Origin of the sequence: Pandoraea sp. E26, from assembly GCF_000681415.1 — a bacterium.
GTDB lineage: Bacteria > Pseudomonadota > Gammaproteobacteria > Burkholderiales > Burkholderiaceae > Pandoraea > Pandoraea pnomenusa.
Map to the genome: position 1 here is coordinate 20,725 of NZ_AYXJ01000007.1, position 19,814 is coordinate 40,538.

At 65.3% G+C, this 19,814-nt stretch carries 13 protein-coding genes; 8 read left to right on the plus strand and 5 right to left on the minus strand.

Annotated elements, in window-relative coordinates; translation table 11 throughout:
- Positions 1-161 precede the first annotated feature (161 nt).
- The 3 genes from W930_RS0104130 (at position 162) to bamE (ending at position 6,771) form a co-directional block, all read left to right on the plus strand.
- Positions 162-1,886: an autotransporter assembly complex family protein gene (locus W930_RS0104130; RefSeq protein ID WP_023873476.1), complete on the plus strand. Its 1,725-nt coding sequence runs from the start codon at positions 162-164 to the stop codon at positions 1,884-1,886.
- Positions 1,886-6,142, plus strand: a complete 4,257-nt coding sequence (locus W930_RS0104135) for a translocation/assembly module TamB domain-containing protein (RefSeq protein ID WP_023873477.1) — start codon at positions 1,886-1,888, stop codon at positions 6,140-6,142. The genes W930_RS0104130 and W930_RS0104135 overlap by 1 nt, the downstream gene beginning before the upstream one ends.
- Positions 6,143-6,234: 92 nt before the next feature.
- Positions 6,235-6,771 carry an outer membrane protein assembly factor BamE gene (gene bamE / locus W930_RS0104140; RefSeq protein WP_023597112.1) on the plus strand — a complete coding sequence of 179 codons (537 nt, stop codon included), beginning with the start codon at positions 6,235-6,237 and terminating at the stop codon, positions 6,769-6,771.
- Between the two features lie 43 nt (positions 6,772-6,814).
- On the opposite strand, the gene W930_RS0104145 is transcribed toward bamE, so the two are convergent.
- A complete protein-coding gene (locus W930_RS0104145) occupies positions 6,815-7,090 on the minus strand; it encodes a DUF6356 family protein (protein ID WP_023597111.1) in 276 nt (91 codons plus the stop codon).
- A gap of 117 nt (positions 7,091-7,207) precedes the next feature.
- Here W930_RS0104145 and W930_RS0104150 point away from each other — a divergent pair, with 117 nt between their 5' ends.
- Positions 7,208-7,669: an Lrp/AsnC family transcriptional regulator gene (locus tag W930_RS0104150; RefSeq protein ID WP_023597110.1), complete on the plus strand. Its 462-nt coding sequence runs from the start codon at positions 7,208-7,210 to the stop codon at positions 7,667-7,669.
- A 128-nt stretch (positions 7,670-7,797) separates the two neighbouring features.
- Here W930_RS0104150 and metG read toward each other — a convergent pair whose 3' ends face one another.
- Both metG and W930_RS0104160 read right to left on the minus strand, forming a co-directional pair.
- Positions 7,798-9,900, minus strand: coding sequence for a methionine--tRNA ligase (gene metG / locus W930_RS0104155; RefSeq protein ID WP_023597109.1), 2,103 nt, complete (start codon positions 9,898-9,900; stop codon positions 7,798-7,800).
- Positions 9,901-10,325: 425 nt separating this feature from the next.
- Entirely contained in the window at positions 10,326-10,985 is a 660-nt protein-coding gene (locus W930_RS0104160) for an OmpA family protein (RefSeq protein ID WP_023597108.1), read from the minus strand.
- 230 nt (positions 10,986-11,215) lie between these two features.
- Here W930_RS0104160 and apbC point away from each other — a divergent pair, with 230 nt between their 5' ends.
- The 4 genes from apbC (at position 11,216) to gltS (ending at position 17,067) form a co-directional block, all read left to right on the plus strand.
- Entirely contained in the window at positions 11,216-12,343 is a 1,128-nt protein-coding gene (apbC, locus tag W930_RS0104165) for an iron-sulfur cluster carrier protein ApbC (protein WP_072619085.1), read from the plus strand.
- Between the two features lie 133 nt (positions 12,344-12,476).
- Positions 12,477-13,046 (plus strand): dCTP deaminase, encoded by a 570-nt coding sequence (dcd, locus tag W930_RS0104170; RefSeq protein WP_023597106.1) that lies wholly within the window; start codon positions 12,477-12,479, stop codon positions 13,044-13,046.
- A 101-nt stretch (positions 13,047-13,147) separates the two neighbouring features.
- Entirely contained in the window at positions 13,148-15,433 is a 2,286-nt protein-coding gene (locus tag W930_RS0104175; RefSeq protein WP_023597105.1) for an arginine/lysine/ornithine decarboxylase, read from the plus strand.
- A gap of 407 nt (positions 15,434-15,840) precedes the next feature.
- Positions 15,841-17,067 carry a sodium/glutamate symporter gene (gene gltS / locus W930_RS0104180; protein ID WP_024788570.1) on the plus strand — a complete coding sequence of 409 codons (1,227 nt, stop codon included), beginning with the start codon at positions 15,841-15,843 and terminating at the stop codon, positions 17,065-17,067.
- A gap of 203 nt (positions 17,068-17,270) precedes the next feature.
- Here gltS and argH read toward each other — a convergent pair whose 3' ends face one another.
- Together argH and aroQ are read right to left on the minus strand one after the other, a co-directional pair.
- Positions 17,271-18,668, minus strand: coding sequence for an argininosuccinate lyase (gene argH / locus W930_RS0104185; RefSeq protein WP_023597104.1), 1,398 nt, complete (start codon positions 18,666-18,668; stop codon positions 17,271-17,273).
- 141 nt (positions 18,669-18,809) lie between these two features.
- On the minus strand, positions 18,810-19,577 hold the full coding sequence (aroQ, locus tag W930_RS29015; RefSeq protein WP_051399242.1) for a gamma subclass chorismate mutase AroQ: 768 nt from the start codon (positions 19,575-19,577) through the stop codon (positions 18,810-18,812).
- Positions 19,578-19,814 lie beyond the last annotated feature (237 nt).

A 19,814-nucleotide genomic window follows, 5' to 3' on the forward strand; every position in this document is an offset into this window, starting at 1 on the left:
GGCATCAGGGCATTGACTGGCATCATCGACCGCACGCCGGACCACCGGCGGCGGTATTTCACACTCCAAGGAAGGTTTTGACCGTCTCGCAGATCAAACCCGGTTACGGCGCTCGTCGTCGCTTCGGTGTGCGTCCTTTGCGCACCCGCCCCGCCACCTGGATGGCGATGGCCGCACTCGCATGCGGCCTGGTCGTGTCGGGCACCGCACAGGCCGACTATCGTGTGCGCATCGATGCGCCCAACGGCCTGGCCAAGCTCCTCAAGGACAACCTCGACCTGGTGCGTTTCGCCTCGCGCGACGACATCGGCGACGCCCAGTTCGAACACCTCGTGGCGACCGTGGGCGCGCAGGTGCAGGAACTGACTTCGACCGAGGGCTATTTTTCTCCCGTCACCCATGTGGACGTCACGACCGTCAATGGCAAGCGCGATGTACGGGTCACGGTGGCGTCGGGGCCGCGCACGCACATCAGGAACCTCGACGTGGAGTTCACGGGGCCGATCCTCGAGCAAGCGCCGCAACGCGTCACGCAGTTGCGCAATGCGTGGGAACTGCCTGTGGACGCACCGTTTCGTCAGGCGGACTGGGACCAGGCCAAGAACGACACGTTGTTCCAACTGGGGCAGAAGCGCTACCACGCGGCGAAGATGAGCTTCTCGCGCGCGGTGATCGACGCCGACAGCGACACGGCGTCGCTGGCCGCGACCTTCGACAGCGGCCCGGCGTTCACGCTGGGGCCGCTCGTCATCAGCGGCACGCGGCGCTATCCCGAGCAGATCATCCGCAACGTCAATCCGCTCGAGGAGGGCGAGCCGTTCGATGCCGACCGTCTGCAGGAGCTGCAACGTCAGATCCAGGCCACACCGTATTTTTCCAACGTCATCATCGAGGTGACGGAAGATCCGTCGAAGGCCGAACGGGCGCCGGTCGAGGTGAAGGTGCGCGAATTCCCCACGCAACGTGTGCAAAGCGGCGTGGGTTACACGACCGACACCGGCGCGAGCGTGAACGGCCGGTATTCGTACTACAACCTCTTCGGCCGGGCGTGGACGTTCGACACGCAGGCCCGCCTCGAGCAGTATCGCCAGGGCGGCTACGCCGAGATCGCGATGCCGCCGGACAGCACGGCATATACCAACAGTACCCGCGCGTCGTACGAGCGCACGTACCTGAATGGTCTCGATCAGCGCTCGGCGCAGATCGGCATCAAGCGCGCGCGCTCGCGCGAGCGCTACGACTGGGCCTACACGCTCGACTGGTATCACACCGACGAGCGTCCCGACGGCGGCACGCGCTTCGTGAACAAGGCGCTGGTGCCCGCGTTCGCATGGAACCGCCGCGACGTGGACGACCTGATCTTCCCGCGCAAGGGCAACATCATCAACACGCAGATCGGTTTTGCCGCCAAGCCGGTGCTCACCGACCAGAGCTTCGCGCGACTGTATGGCCGTATCCGCCAGTACTTCCCTGTAGGACAGCGCGACCTCGTGCTCGCGCGCCTGGAACTGGGGGCCGTGATCACGAACGGCAACAGCGATCGCATTCCGTCGTCGCTGCTGTTCTTCGCGGGCGGCACCTCGTCGATCCGGGGCTATAACTTCCAGAGCATCGGTCGCCAGCAGAACGGCACGACGTTCCCGACCAAATACCTTGGCACGGCCAGCCTCGAATACCAACGCTGGGTCACGCGCGACTGGGGCGGCGCGGTCTTCTGGGACGTCGGCACGGCCACCGACGACTACCGCCATCCCACGCCGCTCTACCACGGCGTGGGTTTCGGCGTGCGCTGGCGCAGTCCGGTCGGCCCGGTCAACGTCGACCTCGGTTACGGCGTGCGCGACCGGCGCTTGCGCCCGTCGATCTCGCTGGGGGTGGCGTTCTGATGACGACGATGCCCCTGAACCCGCGGACGCCCGCCGCCATGGCGAGCGAGATTCGCGACATCGGACACGAACCCACGCTCACGCGACCCGGTGCGCAAGGGCTGCCGGGCGGCGACCCATCGACGCCACCGCCGCCCGCACCGCCGCCGGGTGACACACCGCCGCCGGCGCACCGGCGACGCTGGGGCCGCGCGCTTCTGGCGACCCTGCTTGCCGTGCTGCTCATCGTGGTGCTTGCCATCGGCACCCTGCTGTGGGCGATGTCGAGCGAGCGCGGCAGTCGCTGGTTATGGCAGGCGGCCGTGTCGACGCTCGGCGGCAAGCTCTCGGGCGAGTGGCGCGGCGGCAGCTTCGCGAACGGCTTCACCGTGAACGACGTGCGCTATCTCGATGGCGCGACGCGCATCACCGTCAGCCGTCTGGACAGCCGCTGGGCACTGCGCGTGCGGCCGCTGCATTTCACCGTCGACAAACTGCACGTGGGCGATGTCGACCTGGCATTCGCGCCGTCGCCACCCTCGACCACTCCGGCGACCTTGCCGCAAAGCCTGCGTCTGCCACTGGGGCTGACGTTGAACGATGTGCGCGTGGCGAAGCTTACGTTGCATGCGCCGGAGCTCGTGCTGGAAGACATTCGCGTGGCGGCGCGCAGCGACGGCACGCAGCACACGATCCAGATCGAGCACCTGGGCACGCCCTATGGCGAAGCACAGGCCAGCCTGCAACTCAACGGGCGGCGTCCGTTCGCGCTTGGCGGCAACGTGGGGCTGCAGGCGAAGGCGGGCGACATTCCCGTCGCGTTGCAGGCGAACCTGACGGGATCGCTCGACGCGCTTGTCGTCGACCTGAGCGCGAGCGGCGAGAAGCTCAATGGCACGGCGCACATCGCGGCGTCGCCCTTCGGCGCCGTGCCGCTGTCGCGTGCGCAGATCGCACTCGATCACCTCAATCCGCACGATTTCGCGCCGGGGGCACCGCAGGCGGACCTCGCGGTACGCGCCGATCTGCGTCCCGAACCTGGCGCGAAGGTCTTTCGCGTGCTCGGACCGGTGTCGGTGATCAATGCGAAGCCGGGCGCCATCGACGCTGGCGCATTGCCGGTCGAAAGCCTGCGCACGCAGGTGCTGCTCGACGCTACGCGTCAGGCGCTCACCGGCATCGAACTGAAGCTTGCAGGGCGTGCCGTGCTGACAGGTAGCGGCGAACTGCGCCGCGAGAAGGTGGCCGCCGTCGTCTCGGATAGCGCCGCGACGCCGGCACCGCCGCAGGCAGCGAGCGCGTCGGGTGCATCGGGTGCATCGGGTGCATCGGCTACATCGGGTACCGGTGCGACAGCGGGAGCGGCGACCGAAGCCACGGTCGGCGGCTTCGCCTTCACCCTGCGCGATCTCGACCTGCGCGCCTTGTACGGCAAGTTGCCTGCGACGAAGCTTGGCGGTCCGCTCGATGTCAAACTCGATGCCACGGGCCAACGCATCGTGCTCGACTGGCGCGACGCCGCGCGCCGGGTGCTGGCCGATGTCGGCCTCGATGCGAAGGGCACCACGATCCACGCGCTGTCGCTGGACGCGGGCGCTGGCAAGGTCACCGCGACCGGTGTGCTCGAGAACGGAGACACCGGTGCCTATCGCGCACAGATCAAGCTCTCCCGTTTCGATCCGGCGGCCTGGTACGACCTTTACGGCCCGCCCAGGCGCGGGCAGAAAACGCCGACGGCCAGCGTCACCGGCCAGCTCGATGCGCAGGGCGCGCTGCGCCCGGCGTTCGGTCTGGCGCTGAAGTTCGCGTTGCAGGACAGCGTGTACGCCGATTTGCCGATGAGCGGCGCCGGCACGGTGCGACTCGAGGGCACGCGGCTCATGCCCAGCGATGCCAACCTGCTCGTGGCCGGCAACAAGGTGGCGTTGCGCGGCAGTTTCGGCGCGGCTGGCGACCGGATGTCGGTCAACGTCGACGCCCCGTCGCTCGACAAGCTCGGTTTCGGCCTCGCGGGGCGCCTGCAACTCGACGGGCAGGTCTCGGGCACGATCGAGCGTCCGGCGGTGGTGGCGACATTGTCGGCCGACAAGCTGGTTTTCGGTGCGCAAAAGCTCGAACATCTGTCGGGTAAGGTGGATGTGAGCGGCGGCTTGCCCGGCGCGGCGAGCGACCGGCTCAACGTCACACTCGACGGACGCGGATTCTCGAGCGAGATCGCGCGACTGGACCGCCTGTCGCTCGCGCTGGCCGGCACGCGGGGGGCCCACACGCTGCACCTCAAGGCGGCGGGCAAGCTGCGTCAGGCGCCGCTCGACATGAATGTCGATGCGGCGGGCGCGGTGACGAACACGGGCGGCAAGCCGGGGTGGCGCGGCACCATTCAGACGCTGGAGAACGCCGGCGTGCCGAAGCTCAGGCTTTCGGCCCCATGGCAGGTCGAAGCGAGCGCCGACCGAGTGCGTCTTGGCGCGGCCCGTCTGGTGACGGGAGCGGGCACGCTGGCGCTCACCCATCTGGACTACGGCGACGGTCAACTGAAGACCGCGGGTGCGCTCGATACGCTCGACATTGCCCAGGTGCTGAACGTGGTGAAGTCCTTTACCGGGGCGCCGATGCCGGTGGAGAGCAATCTCGTGCTCGATGGCAAGTGGGATGTGCGAGCCGGTCAGCGCGCCGACGGTTTCGTCGAGATCGTGCGCCGCAGCGGCGACGTGACCCTGCGCCGGGGCGGCATCAACGAGCATGTCAACGTGACGGTCACCGGCATCCCCGGCCTGACGGCGGAGAAGGGCGGTGTCGGGGCGCGCGTGCCGCTCGGTATCTCCGAACTGCGCACGCGCATCGACCTGTCCGGGCAATCGGCCAACGCCAGGGTCAGGGCAGTGTCCTCACTCGTGGGCACGCTCGACGCCGACGTGAAGTCCGGCCTGCACGTGCAAAACGGTATTCCCTCGCTACCGGACGACGCTCCGCTGTCCGGCCGTATCGCACTCGCCATTCCCGATCTGTCCCGATTCGAAGATTTGGCGGGGGCGCAGTTCGCGTTCAAGGGACGGGCCAACCTGCAAGTCGCGCTGGCGGGTACGGTCGCCAAGCCCCGTCCGACCGGCGAGCTGACGGCTGACGACCTGGCGGTGCAGATGTTCGATACGGGCGTGAGCGTCAAGGACGGGCGTGTGCGTGTCTCGCTCACGCCGAACGAGATCGTCCTGCGCGACGTGGTGGTCACGGGCGGTGGCGGCGGCACGGCGCGGGCAAGCGGCAACATTCGGCTCGACACGCCCGAGCCGACGCTGGGCATCGCGCTCGTGGCCGACAAGCTGCAACTGTTCGCCGCGCCCGACCGACAACTGTCGCTGAGCGGAGAGGCCCGGGCGACCGGCAGTGGCGATGCGGCGTCCGTGACCGGGAATTTCACCGTCGATCGCGCGCGTTTCGCATTGCCGCCGTCGAGTGCGCCGAAGCTGGGCGACGATGTCATTGTCGTGCGCGGCGGCGCGCAGGCGCGTACCAGGCCGCTCGATGCCCGCGACGAAGCCGCACGCATCGGCGACAAGCCGGCGAGTCGCTTCTCGCCGCACGTCGATCTGGCGCTGAACCTGGGCAGGGATTTCCGCTTTGTCGGCGCCGGTGCCGATCTGCTGCTGCGCGGCAGCGTGCGCCTGCAAAGCGACCCGCTCACACCGATGCGCGCGACCGGCACGATCACCGTGGCCGAGGGGACTTACGAGGCGTTCGACCGAAAGCTCGCGATCGAGCGCGGCCAGATCAACTTCGTCGGCCCGCTCGACAATCCCAACGTCTACATTCAGGCGATGCGCCGCAATCAGGAAGTTGCGGCGGGTGTGCTGGTGACCGGCACGGTGCGGCAGCTTCGCGTGTCACTGGTCTCGGAGCCGAACGTGTCGGACGAAGAAAAGCTGTCGTGGCTGATGTTCGGCCATGGCCCTGACGGTGCGGGACTCGGCCAGCGGCAGGCGATGGCGGGCGCCGCCTCGGCGCTGCTCGGCACGACTGGCGGCAAGCGCATCATCAAGGATCTCGGGATCGACGAGTTCAGCATCGGCACCAGTGATTCGGGATTGCCCGACGACCAGCAGGTCGTGAAGGTCGGCAAGGCGATCTCCGACAGCTTCGCGCTGGGCTATGAGCAAAGCCTGACGAGCGCCGCGAGTATCGTGAAGATCACGTGGCAGCTTTCGCGCCGCTGGCAACTGGTGCTGCGCACCGGCTCGCTGTCGGGTTTCGATGTGTTGTTCAACCGTCGTTTCGACTGACGGATGTGGGAGGAGGAATGCCGATGACAACGTCGCGTAGTTTGGACCACCCGGCGCAGGGTCTGCGCCGCGGCCTTCGTTGGGGAGTCGCCATGGGATTGTTCGCAAGTCTGCTGGGGCTGTTCGGGTGCGATCAGCAGCAGATCGACAAGGTGCGGGAAAAGGCGCGCGATACGTTCAATGCCGTCAAGCCCGACGACATGCTGCTGCGCAACCTCACGCCGGGGGTAACGACCGAGGCGCAGGTGCGCGAGCAGATGGGCAAGCCTGAAATCGTGTGGGAGAACGATGACGGCTCGCGTCGGCTTGAATACCCGCGCTCGCCGGGCGGGTTGCGGACCTACATGGTCGACATCGCGCCCGACGGCAAGCTGCGCGGCGTGATCCAGGCACTGACCGCCGAGAACCTCCAGCAGGTGCAGCCCGGCATGACGCAGGACGACGTGCGGCGGTTGCTCGGCAAGCCGACCAGCGTGGCGCAATACCCGCTGAAGAAGGAAACGGTATGGAGCTGGCGCTGGCTGGAGGATGGGGTGAACACGCCGGGCATGTTTAACGCCCACTTCGGTCCCGACGGCCGGGTGACGGTCACGTCGCGCTCACCCGATCCAGGCTCGGAGCGTCCGTGACCCGACGCCCTCGCAGTAACCGGCGTTACCGACGTTGCCGACGTTACCGGGTGGGCCGTGTGGTCCGCTCGCGCTGCGCCGGTTGCGCCCCGGATTGCGATGTGGATTGCGGCCCATGCCGATGACGATTCGTCACCATGCGCTCGTGCAGCCGCACGATCAGCCGGCTGCCTGTCTTCTCGAACAGGAACGGCAGCAGCGCGTGCACGAGACAGGCCAGGAAGGCGCCGAGCAGCGGTAGCGCGAACGACAGCGCGGAACCCATGTGCTGGAGGTAGTTTTCGCCGACAGAGGCTGGGTGCTGAGTGAAGATTTTCATGTTGTCCCCTGATTTCGGAATGTTTTCGAAGTCTACGTGCCATTGAGGGGTAAAGGCTTTCAAATTTCTCCCGTATTCGGGTAGGATTTGGAAAAGTTTTCCTGTCAAAGGGGCATCGTGGACAAAACCGATCTCGCAATCCTCGAAAATCTGCAAGCCGATGCCTCGCGCTCGCTGGGTGAGCTGGCCGAAGCCGTGCATCTGTCGCCCACGCCGTGTTGGCGCCGGGTGCAGCGTTTGCGCGAGAGCGGGGTGATCACCGGGCAGGTCACGCTGTGCGACCCGCAGCAACTGGATCTGCGCGTCACGGCGTTCGTGTTCATCAAGGCCGCCACGCACAGCGAGGACTGGATGGTGCGCTTCGTCGCCGGCGCGCGCGAGTTGCCGGAAATCGTGGAGATCCATCGCATGGCCGGCGACATCGACTATCTGCTCAAGGTTTATTTGCCGGATATCGCGGCCTACGACCGGTTCTACAAAAAACTCATCCGCGTCGCCGATCTGCAGGACATCAGCGCGAGCTTCTCGATGGAGACCGTGAAGTTCACGACGGCATTGCCGGTGGAGCACCTGCGATAGGCGACACGCGCACGGATCACTTCAATTTCCGCATGCGCCGGGCGTGAAACGAAACACCCCGAGGCCGGGAATCCGGCGCTCGGGGTGCTTTGTCCGGGAAAGCGTTCCCGGTCGCCGCATCGCGAGGCTTACTTCACGCGCATGCCCGGCTTCGCGCCTGCGTGCGGCTCCAGGATGTAGATGCCTGGTTCGGCCTTCTCGTCGGCCGCCGAGGCGGCCAGCACCATGCCTTCGGACAGGCCGAACTTCATCTTGCGCGGGGCAAGGTTCGCCACCATGACGGTGAGCTTGCCCACGAGCGCCTCCGGCTGCGGATAGGCCGACTTGATGCCGGAGAAAACGTTGCGCGTCTGCGCTTCGCCCACGTCGAGCGTGAGCTGCAGCAGTTTGTCGGAGCCCTCGACCGCCTTGCAGTCGACGATGCGAGCGATGCGCAGGTCGATCTTCGCGAAGTCGTCGATCGTGATGACGCCGTCGTCAGCGGATTTTTCCACTTTGTCCACCGCCTTGGTCGCCTTGCCCTTCGCAGCCGCGGCATTCGCCGTGTCCGCGGTGGGCGTGGCGGCTTGCAGCGAATCGCGATTGGCGGCGAGCAGGGCTTCGACCTGCTTGCCTTCGACGCGCGTCATCAGGTGCTTGTAGGCATTGATGGCGGACTCGGCGGTGAGCGGGCGGCTCACGTCCTGCCACGTTTGCGGCGCGATGTTCAGAAAGCGCTCCACGGCCTCGGCGGTCGTGGGCAGCACCGGCTTGAGGTAAAGCGTGAGCAGGCGGAAGGCTTCGAGGCAGACCGAGCAGGCTTCGTGCAGCGCACCGGCCTGTGCCGGGTCCTTGGCGAGATCCCACGGCTTGACCGTGTCGACGTAGCCGTTCACGGCGTCGGCCTGCTCCATCACCAGGCGCAGTGCCTTGCCGAATTCGCGCGCCTCGTAATGCGCGGCGATCTGCGGCGCGGCGGCGCGAATCTGGTCGAGCAGGGCCGTCTGCATGGCCCCGGGCGACACGCGCCCCTCGAAACGCTTGATGAGGAAACCCGCGGCGCGGCTCGCAATGTTCACGTACTTGCCGACCAGATCGCTGTTCACGCGCGCGATGAAGTCATCGAGGTTGAGATCGAGGTCTTCCATCGTGCTGCCCAGCTTGGCGCCGATGTAGTAACGCAGCCATTCCGGGTTGAGGCCCGTGTCGATGAAGCTCTGCGCCGTGATGAACGTGCCGCGCGACTTCGACATCTTCTGGCCGTCGACCGTCAGGAAACCGTGCGCGAACACGTTCGTCGGCGTGCGATGTCCCGAGAATTCGAGCATCGCCGGCCAGAACAGCGTGTGGAAGTACAGGATGTCCTTGCCGATGAAGTGGTACTGCTCGGTCGTGGTGCCGGGCTTGACCCACTCGTCGAAATTCAGCCCGCGCTGCTTGCACAGGTTCTTGAAGCTGGCGTAGTAGCCCACCGGCGCGTCGAGCCACACGTAGAAGTACTTGCCCGGGGCGCCGGGAATTTCGAACCCGAAATAGGGCGCGTCGCGCGAGATGTCCCAGTCGGCGAGCGTGGACTCGCCGTCCTCGCCGAGCCATTCCTTCATCTTGTTGGCGGCCTCGGGCTGTGCCAGGCCGGCGACCCACCGGCGCAGGAACTGCTCGCAGCGCTTGTCGGAGAGCTTGAAGAAGTAGTGCGTGGACGTCTTGCGCACGGGCGTGGCGCCCGAGACCACCGAATACGGGTTGAGCAGGTCGGTCGGCGCGTAGGTCGAGCCGCAGACCTCGCACGAGTCGCCGTACTGGTCCTTGGCGCCGCACTTCGGACATTCGCCCTTGATGAAGCGATCCGGCAGGAACATTTCCTTGACCGGGTCGTACGCCTGTTCGATATCGCGCGCTTCAATCAGACCCTGTTCCTTGAGCGCCAGATAGACGCTTTCGGACAATTCGCGATTTTCTTCGGAATCCGTCGAATAGTAGTTGTCGAACGAGATGCCGAAGCTGTCGAAGTCGCGCTTGTGCTCCTTCCAGACGCGCTCGATGAGCTGCCTGGGCGTGAGCCCCTCCTTCTCGGCGCGCAGCATGACCGGCGTGCCGTGCGTGTCGTCGGCGCCCACGTAGTACACCTCGTGACCCTGCATCCGCATGAACCGCACCCAGATGTCGGTCTGGATGTACTCCACCAGGTGGCCGATATGAATCTGGCCATTGGCGTACGGCAGGGCGGATGTGACGAGAATGCGACGGGACATGAGGATTGACTGTGCGTTGAGGGAACCGGGAAAGGACGATTCTAGCAGGCGGGGCGGGTTGCCGCCCAACGCGACGCCGTGGTGCGGGCCCGGGCGGTGGCGACCGACGCGGGCGCCGGCCTGTCGCCAGCAGGCGGCGAGCGGCCAAAAAAAAGCCGGAACGAGGTTCCGGCATAACTAGGCACACGTAACGTCAATAACAAAGAGGAGATGGAAGCGCCCACGGTAGGCACTTCCGAAGGGTCTGAGCCAAGGTATGGGGAATAGTTCAACGGAAGCCCGGACTTTCGATGCTGCGATGCACCATACGTCACTCCGTGCACATTGGGCGCCTGGTTGAGGGGGGCATTCGTGCCCCCGAAACGAAACATGCCCGGCGAACCGGGCATGTCTTACATCGGGACGGGCCCGATCGGTGCGGCCTATCAGCCGCGCGGCGCTTGCTGGTTCGGCGCGTGCAGCAGGATTTCCACGCGACGGTTCTGGGCGCGGCCCTGCGCCGTGGCGTCCGAAGCGATCGGCTGGCTCGAAGCGACGCCGGTGGCGCTCAGGCGATTGGGGGCAACGCCGCGGCTCGTGAGGTACTGGGCCACGTTGGCGGCACGCTGTTGCGACAGCGGCACGTTGATGCGGTCGCCACCGGTGCTGTCGGTGTGGCCGACGATGTTGGCGGTGATGCCCGGATTCTGGTTGAGGGACGTGGCGACGTCGTCGAGCACGCTACGGAAGTTCTGGTTGATGACCGCGCTGCCCGTGGCGAACGTCACGTCGCTGGGAACCGCGACCTTGAGCGAGCCGTCCGGCTGTTCGGAAATCGTGGTGCCCGTGCCGGCGGTGTGGCCGCCGAGGGTGTTCTTGATGGATTGCCAGTTGTAACCGGCGGCACCGCCCGCGGCCGCGCCCACCGCGGCGCCGATCAGCGTCCCGGTGGTGTTGCCGCCGATCAGGTTGCCGAGCCCCGCCCCGACGGCCGCACCGACGCCGGTGCCGACCGCCGTGTTGGTGCCCTGCGGCGTCTGGCAACCGGCCAGCAGTGCGGCAGAGACCAGGACGAGCGCGGAAGCGCGCAGAGTGTTCTTATTCATTTGAGGCTCCTTCTCGATTAGCTAGCAGTGATGAGACACGCGTGAGCACTTCGCCGAAGCACGTGCGCACCGCAGGGGTTTTGAACCTGAGGGCGCGCGGTCTTTTACAATAGCGCTGAGTGTCGACCGCGGGCAAGGACTGAATGCCGCGGCGGCAGGTTCCCCATGACACGCGCGCCTCGCATCCTAATCGAGAGCGTGCGCCACGGATGTTACAAGTTGTTAGCGCCATGCCGGGCGTCTCCCGGCGTGACTCGACAGAACGAGAGACCCACATGGAAGTCACCCAAATCAATGAAGTGCTGCGTGGCATCGTCGACCCCGACACGGGGCTCGACCTGATCGCCGGGAAGTATGTCAAGCAGGTGGCGGCCGAGCATGGCCACGTCGGCATTCAGATCGAGTTCGGCTATCCCGCGAAGAGCCAGTTCGACGCCATGCGCGCGCGAATTACCGAGGCCGTCGGCAAGTTGCCCGGAGTCGAGCGCGTGGCCGTCGAAATCAGCCAGAAAATCGTAGCCCATGCGGTGCAGCGCGGGGTGAAGCTCCTTCCCAATGTCAAGAACATCGTGGCCGTCGCTTCGGGCAAGGGCGGCGTGGGCAAAAGCACCACGGCCGTGAACCTGGCACTCGCGCTGGCCGCCGAGGGCGCCAATGTCGGCATTCTCGACGCCGACATCTATGGCCCGTCGCTGCCCACGTTGCTCGGTATTCACGGTAAGCCGGAATCCAAGGACGGCAAGACGCTCGAGCCGATGGTCGGCCATGGCCTGCAGGCGAGCTCCATCGGTTTTCTGATCGAGCCGGACAACCCGATGGTCTGGCGTGGTCCGATGGTTACGCAGGCGCTCGAGCAACTGCTCAACCAGACGAACTGGCACGATCTCGACTATCTGATCGTCGACATGCCGCCTGGCACGGGCGACATCCAGCTCACGCTCGCGCAAAAGGTCCCCGTCACCGGCGCGGTCATCGTGACGACGCCGCAGGACCTGGCGCTGCTCGACGCCCGCAAGGGGCTCAAGATGTTCGAGAAGGTCGGCGTGCCGATCCTCGGTCTGATCGAGAACATGAGCCTGCACATCTGCTCGAACTGCGGTCATGAGGAGCCGATTTTTGGCGTGGGCGGCGGTGAGCGCATGAGTCACGATTTCGACGTCGACCTGCTGGGCAAGCTGCCGCTGGAGATGAGCATCCGCGTGCACGCCGATGCCGGCATGCCGAGCGTGGTGGGCGACCCGGACGGGCGCGTGGCCGAGCTCTACAAGGCTATCGCGCGCAAGGTGGCCGTCAAGATCGCGTCGAAGCAGAAGGACATGACGAGCAAGTTCCCGTCGATCGTGGTGCAGAACACCTGAGGCGCCCGAAAAGGCCGCCCGCCGGGGCTCGGGCGCCCCGGGCGGCGCGGCGCGGGGGAAAATCTCACCGCACCGCAACAATCGCGTAAAATACGCCCACTTTTTCACGTACTCCCCGAATTCAGGCCCACACATGAGCATCAAGTCCGACAAGTGGATCCGGCGCATGGCCGAAGAGCACGGCATGATCGAGCCCTTCGAACCGTCGCAGATCCGGTATTCCCAGGACGGGCAAAAGATCGTCAGCTACGGTACGTCGAGCTACGGCTACGACATTCGTTGCGCGCCTGAATTCAAGATCTTCACGAACATCAACTCGACCATCGTCGACCCGAAGAATTTCGACGAGAAGTCGTTCGTCGACGTCTCGAGCGATGTCTGCATCATCCCGCCGAACTCGTTCGCGCTCGCACGCACCGTCGAATACTTCCGCATTCCGCGCAATGTGCTCACGGTGTGCCTGGGCAAGTCGACGTACGCCCGCTGCGGCATCATCGTGAACGTGACGCCGTTCGAACCCGAATGGGAGGGCTACGTGACGCTGGAATTCTCGAACACCACGCCGCTGCCGGCGAAGATCTACGCCAACGAAGGCGTGGCGCAGGTGCTGTTTTTCGAGTCCGACGAGGTCTGCGAGACGTCGTACAAGGATCGGGGCGGCAAGTACCAGGGACAGCGTGGCGTCACGCTGCCGAAGACCTAGCCTGACAAGATCTCGCCACCGGTGAGCCTCTCCCGAATCGCAATGCCCCAGAGCCACGGCCGTGTCGGACCGTGGCTCGTTCTTTTGTCGAAGGAACGCCAATGAAATTCCGTTTTCCGATCGTCATCATCGACGAGGACTTCCGCTCCGAGAACATTTCCGGATCCGGGATTCGCTCCTTGGCGGAAGCCATCGAAGCCGAGGGCATGGAAGTCAACGGCCTCACGAGCTACGGTGACCTGACCTCGTTCGCGCAGCAGGCAAGCCGCGCCTCGAGCTTCATCCTGTCCATCGACGACGACGAGTTCGGCACTTTCTCGAGTGAAGCGGGCGGCGAAGGCGAGGGCGAACTGGCGCTGGCCATCATCAACCTGCGTGCCTTCGTGCAGGAAGTGCGCCGCCGCAACCCGGATATTCCGATTTTCCTGTACGGCGAGACGCGCACCTCGCGCCACATTCCGAACGACATCCTGCGTGAGCTGCACGGCTTCATTCATATGTTCGAAGACACGCCGGAGTTCGTGGCGCGTCACATCATCCGTGAAGCCAGGTCGTACCTCGACTCGCTGCCGCCGCCGTTCTTCCGCTCGCTCACGCATTACGCCGCCGATGGTTCGTACTCGTGGCACTGCCCGGGGCACTCGGGCGGCGTGGCGTTCCTGAAGAGCCCGGTGGGCCAGATGTTCCACCAGTTCTTTGGCGAGAACATGCTCCGCGCGGACGTCTGCAACGCCGTGGAAGAACTCGGCCAACTGCTCGATCACAACGGCCCGGTGGGCGCGTCGGAGCGCAATGCGGCGCGGATTTTCAATGCCGACCATCTGTTCTTCGTCACGAACGGTACGTCGACCTCCAACAAGATCGTGTGGCATGCCACGGTGGCGCCCGGCGACATCGTCGTCGTCGACCGCAACTGCCACAAGTCGATCCTGCACGCGATCACCATGACGGGGGCCGTGCCGGTGTTCCTCACGCCCACGCGCAACCACCTCGGCATCATCGGACCGATTCCGAAGTCGGAGTTCGAGCCGGAAGTCATTCGCGCAAAGATCGAGGCGAACCCGTTCGCGCGCGAAGTGCTGGAGCGCGATCCGAACGCCAAGCCGCGTATTTTGACGATCACGCAGAGCACGTATGACGGCGTGATCTACAACGTCGAAATGATCAAGGAACTGCTCGGCAACAACATCGACACGCTGCATTTCGACGAGGCCTGGTTGCCGCACGCGGCGTTTCACGAGTTCTATCGCGACATGCATGCGATCGGCGAAGGCCGCCCACGCTCGTCGGAAGCGACCGTCTATGCCACGCACTCGACGCACAAGCTGCTCGCCGGCATTTCGCAGGCTTCGCAGATCGTGGTGCAGGACTCGGAGGCCCGCACGTTCGACACGTATCGCTTCAACGAGGCATACCTGATGCATACGTCGACCTCGCCGCAATACGCGATCATCGCGTCGTGCGACGTGGCCGCGGCCATGATGGAGCCGCCGGGCGGCACGGCGCTGGTCGAGGAATCGATCGTCGAGGCGCTCGACTTCCGCCGCGCCATGCGCAAGGTCGCCTCGGAGTATGGCGACTCGTGGTGGTTCTCGGTCTGGGGTCCGGAGAACCTGGGCGACGAGGGGACGATCCAGCGCGACGACTGGGTGCTGCGCGCGAACGACCGCTGGCACGGCTTCGGCGATCTGGCCGACGGTTTCAACATGCTCGACCCGATCAAGGCGACGATCATCACGCCGGGGCTGGACGTGGACGGCGAGTTCGGCGAGAGCGGCATTCCGGCGGCCATCGTCACCAAGTACCTGGCCGAGCACGGGATCATCGTTGAGAAGACCGGCTTGTATTCGTTCTTCATCATGTTCACCATCGGCATTACGAAGGGCCGCTGGAACTCGATGGTGACCGAACTCCAGCAGTTCAAGGACGACTATGATCACAACCGTCCGCTGTGGCGGGTGCTGCCGGAGTTCGTGGCGCAGTTCCCGCGTTACGAGCGTATCGGCCTGCGCGATCTGTGCGATCAGATCCATAGCGTGTACAAGGCCAACGACGTGGCCCGCGTGACCACCGAGATGTACCTCTCGGACATGCAGCCGGCAATGAAGCCGACCGACGCGTTCTCGAAGCTGGCGCATCGCCAGATCGACCGGGTGCCGATCGACGAACTCGAAGGGCGTGTGACGAGCGTGCTGCTCACGCCCTATCCGCCGGGGATTCCGCTGCTGATTCCGGGCGAGCGCTTCAACGCCGCCATCATCGAATATCTGCGATTCGCGCGCGACTTCAACGAGCGTTTCCCGGGGTTCCATACCGACATCCACGGGCTCGTCGTGGAGGAGGTGGACGGACGCCCCGAGTACTTCGTGGATTGCGTGCGCCAGTAAGCGGTAAGAAGCGCCAAGAAGCGCCAAGAAGCGCCAAGAAGCGCCAAGAAGCCGCAAGACCGCGGCGAATCGATTGAAGGCGACGCCGCCGTCGAGGCGGAAACGGCCCCGTGCGAAAAGCACGGGGCCGTTTTGCTTTGCGCGCGCCACGTTGCGCGTGCCATATACGCCGGTTTGCTCGCAATGGATTACATGTATCGCCCATGGGCCACGCCACGGTTCTATGGTAACGATGCAATCTTCGTCAACTCGCTGTGAATATGCGCGAAATCGTCGTAAGTTGTTGCGGAGCGGGGGATTGTCATCGATTGGTGGATTCGCTCGACTTGCTCCCATTTAAGATATTTCCCATCATTCCGAAACACTCGGATTGCTAAACTCGTCGCATTTTTCGCGCAGGAGAGGTCATGGACGTCACCGGGGAATGGGTGTTCAGCACGTACGGCACGTTGGTGTGTGCCACGCTGGTGCTGCTGCTGGGCCGCAAGCTGGTGGAGTGGATCGGGCCGTTGCGCACGTATAGCATTCCGGAGCCGGTGGCTGCAGGGTTGCTGGTGGCGCTCGGCACGCTTGGCTTGCGTGAGTTCGGGCATTTCGAGTTGAAGTTCGACACGACGCTGCAAGGGCCGCTGATGCTGGCGTTCTTCGCGACCATCGGCCTCTCGGCCAATCTGTCGAGCCTGAAGGCGGGGGGCAGGCGGCTGGTGCTGTTCCTCGGGATCGTGGCGGGCATGCTCGTGATGCAGAACGCCATCGGCGTGGGGCTTGCGATGGCGATGGGGCTGCCGCCGGGGGTTGGCCTGTTGGGCGGATCGATCACCCTGGCGGGCGGGCATGGCACCGGGGCGGCCTGGGGCGAGGCGCTCACGTCGCGATACGGTGTGCAGTCCGCGTTGGAGATCGCGATGGCCTGTGCCACGTTCGGCCTCGTGCTGGGCGGGCTGCTTGGCGGACCCGTGGCACGCTATCTGGTTGGGCGCCTGGGCAACCGGGTGCCCGGCGCGCAGGGGGGGCAGGGGGGACAGGGGGACGTGCCGGAGGGATTCGAGCAGCCTCATACCGTGCGGCTGATCACCGCGCAGGCGCTCATCGAGACCGTCGCCATGATTGCCATCTGCTTGCTGGGGGGCGAGGTGATCGCCCGCTGGCTATCGGGCACGGCGCTCGAGTTGCCCACGTTCGTATGCGTTCTGTTTACCGGGGTGGTCGTGCGCAATCTGCTGGCGCTGGTCGGCTACGAGGTGTTCGAGCGCTCGCTGTCGGTGTTGGGCAACGTGAGCCTGTCGCTGTTTCTGGCGATGGCCCTCATGGCCCTGCGGCTCTGGGATCTCTCGACGCTGGCGCTGCCGATGGTCGTGATTCTGGTGGTGCAGGCGATCGCGATGGCGAGTTATGCGATTTTCGTTACGTTCCGCGTAATGGGGCGCAATTACGACGCTGCGGTGCTCGCCGCGGGCCATTGCGGCTTCGGGCTCGGGGCGACGCCCACCGCGATCGCCAACATGCAGGCCGTCACGGAGCGCTTCGGGCCGTCGCATCTGGCATTTCTGATCGTGCCGATGGTCGGTGCGTTCTTTATCGACATTCTGAATGCGCTCATCATCAAGGGCTTCCTGTCACTGCCAATCTTCTGAGCGACGCGACCGTGCGTCTGCGTACGCGCACCGCCCGGAAGCCCATCTCCGGCGTATCGCGGGGGGGGGGGCCACATCGATTTCAAGCGTCAGCCCAAAAAAATGCCACCCGTCAGTTCACGGGGTGGCATTTTTGCTGATGACGCCGAGCTGACGTCGCGAGCTTACTTCGCGAGCTTACTTCGCGAGCTTACTTCGCGAGCTTACTTCGCGAGCTTCGCGCGGGCTGCCGCAATGGCGCGCTCCACTTGCGCGGGCGCCGTGCCGCCGATGTGATTGCGGCTGGCGACCGAGCCTTCGAGCGTGAGGTAGTCGAAAACATCGTCGCCGACCAGCGGCGAAAATTTCTGGAGCTCCGCGAGCGACAGGTCGGCCAGATCGATGTCGCGGTCCGAGCAGATCTTCACGGCATGCGCCACGATTTCGTGCGCGTCGCGGAAAGGCAGCCCCTTCTTCACGAGGTAGTCGGCGAGATCGGTGGCCGTCGAGAAGCCCTGCAACGCGGCGTTGCGCATGTTGGCTTCGCGCACCTTGATGCCCGGCACCATGTCCGCAAAGATGCGCAGCGTGTCGATCACGGTGTCGACCGTATCGAACAGCGGCTCCTTGTCTTCCTGATTGTCCTTGTTGTAGGCGAGCGGCTGACCCTTCATCAGGGTGAGCAGGCCGATCAGGTGGCCATTGACACGTCCGGTCTTGCCGCGTGCGAGTTCCGGCACGTCCGGGTTTTTCTTCTGGGGCATGATCGAGCTGCCCGTGCAGAAGCGGTCCGCCAGATCGATGAAGCCCACGCGCGGGCTCATCCACAGCACCAGTTCTTCCGAGAAGCGCGAGACGTGGGTCATCACGAGCGCGGCCGCGGCGGTGAATTCAATGGCGAAGTCGCGATCCGACACCGCGTCGAGCGAGTTCGTGCAAACCTCTTCGAAGCCCAGCGTGGCAGCGACCCGTTCGCGATCGATGGGGTAGCTCGTGCCGGCCAGCGCCGCGGCGCCCAGCGGCAGGCGGTTCACGCGGCGGCGCACGTCGAGCATGCGTTCGGCGTCGCGGCTGAACATCTCGAAGTAGGCCATGAGATGGTGGCCGAACGTCACGGGCTGGGCCACCTGCAGGTGGGTGAATCCCGGAAGGATGGTGGCGCTGTGCTGTTCAGCGAGATCGAGCAGGGCGCGGCGCAGGTCGCCGAGATGCTCGCCGATACGGTCGATTTCGCTGCGCAGCCACAGGCGGATGTCGGTCGCGACCTGGTCGTTGCGCGAACGTCCGGTGTGCAGACGCTTGCCGGCATCGCCGATGAGGGCGGTCAGGCGCGCCTCGATGTTCAGATGAACGTCTTCGAGGTCCAGTTGCCACTCGAACTCGCCGCGCTCGATCTCGCCGCGAATCTGCGCCATGCCGCGTTGAATGTCCGCCAGATCCTGCGCACTGATGATGCCTTGCGCGGCCAGCATGTCGGCATGGGCGAGCGACCCGTCGATGTCGAACAGCGCCATGCGCTTGTCGAAGAACACCGACGCGGTATAGCGCTTGACGAGTTCGGAAACGGGTTCGGAAAAGCGAGCCGACCAGGCTTCGCCTTTCTTGTGGAGTTGGGAGGTCATTGTCGTAGCGTGGCTGATCGAGGCCCACCAGGGCGGATTGAAGCGAACTGACGCGAACCGTGGCGATGCACGGAAAACCGCAATTATACAGCCCCGGCGGGCGCGCCACGACACGCCCGGCGCCGGGCCCCGTGTCGGGTGTTACTGCACGGACGACAGTGTCCAGACACGCGGCGGCGCCGACAGGCACAGTCCGGAGGTCGCTTCGTCGAATGCCGCGCGTTGCAGCGCTTCGAGCCTTGCCGCCTTTGCGATTCGCTCGCGCGCCTGATGAATGCGCGCCATGCGCGTCGCATCGTCAGGGAGCGAGCACAGTCGGCCGAGATCGTGCATCAGCGAAGTGCCCAGCCGGTCAAGCGCGGGGCGCAGTCGTGTGTTGAGGTCGACCGGCTCGCCCGGCGCCTGTCCGTCACGCTTCCAGCGCGCGAGCAGGGCCGTCTGCAACAGCTTGCCGGCTTCGATCTGCAGGCGGAAGAAGGTGCGCGCCTGTGCGGACGTCAGTCCGAACTGCGCGGCCCGTTCGCCCACGTTGTCGAGCAGCGCCTGCTCGCGCGGCGGGTCCTGCACCGGTTTGCCGGAGGCGAACTTGGTGCGCGCGACCGCCTCGCCGATCGCCAGGCGCTCGAGAATGCCGTTCATGAGTGGATCGAGTACCGGATCGATGATCTGACGCCGGCTGGCGGGGCCGTCCGACGACGACGTGGCGAGCGCTTGCGAAACCAGCCGCACGGCGAAACCGCGCACGCCATGCGGCGCGGCATGGGTGAAGGGGGACGCGGGCGTCGGATTCATCGGGGAGGACGCCGCCGTTGCCGACAGTGCCGAAGCGACGCGCGGGTTGCCTGCGTCGCGGCGCATCGTCGTCGCAGCCGTGTCGGCCGTCGCGCTGACGGCACGGGTTCCGGTCATGGCGGAGGCTGTCGCGCCGAACAGGCAAAGTGACAGGGCAACGGCCGCAGCCGTGCGCCGCGATCGCTGGGTCGGGATGTGGCGCGCCGCTGGCGCAGTCGAATCGGAGTGCATGATGGAGAGGTCCCCCGGGGCAGCCATCTGGTCGAATTCGTCGAAATATACCTTCCCAACGGTCGATTTGTCGTTGGGTGGATTCCCAAGAGGGCTCGGAGATGTCCGGGAATCGGCCGGGAG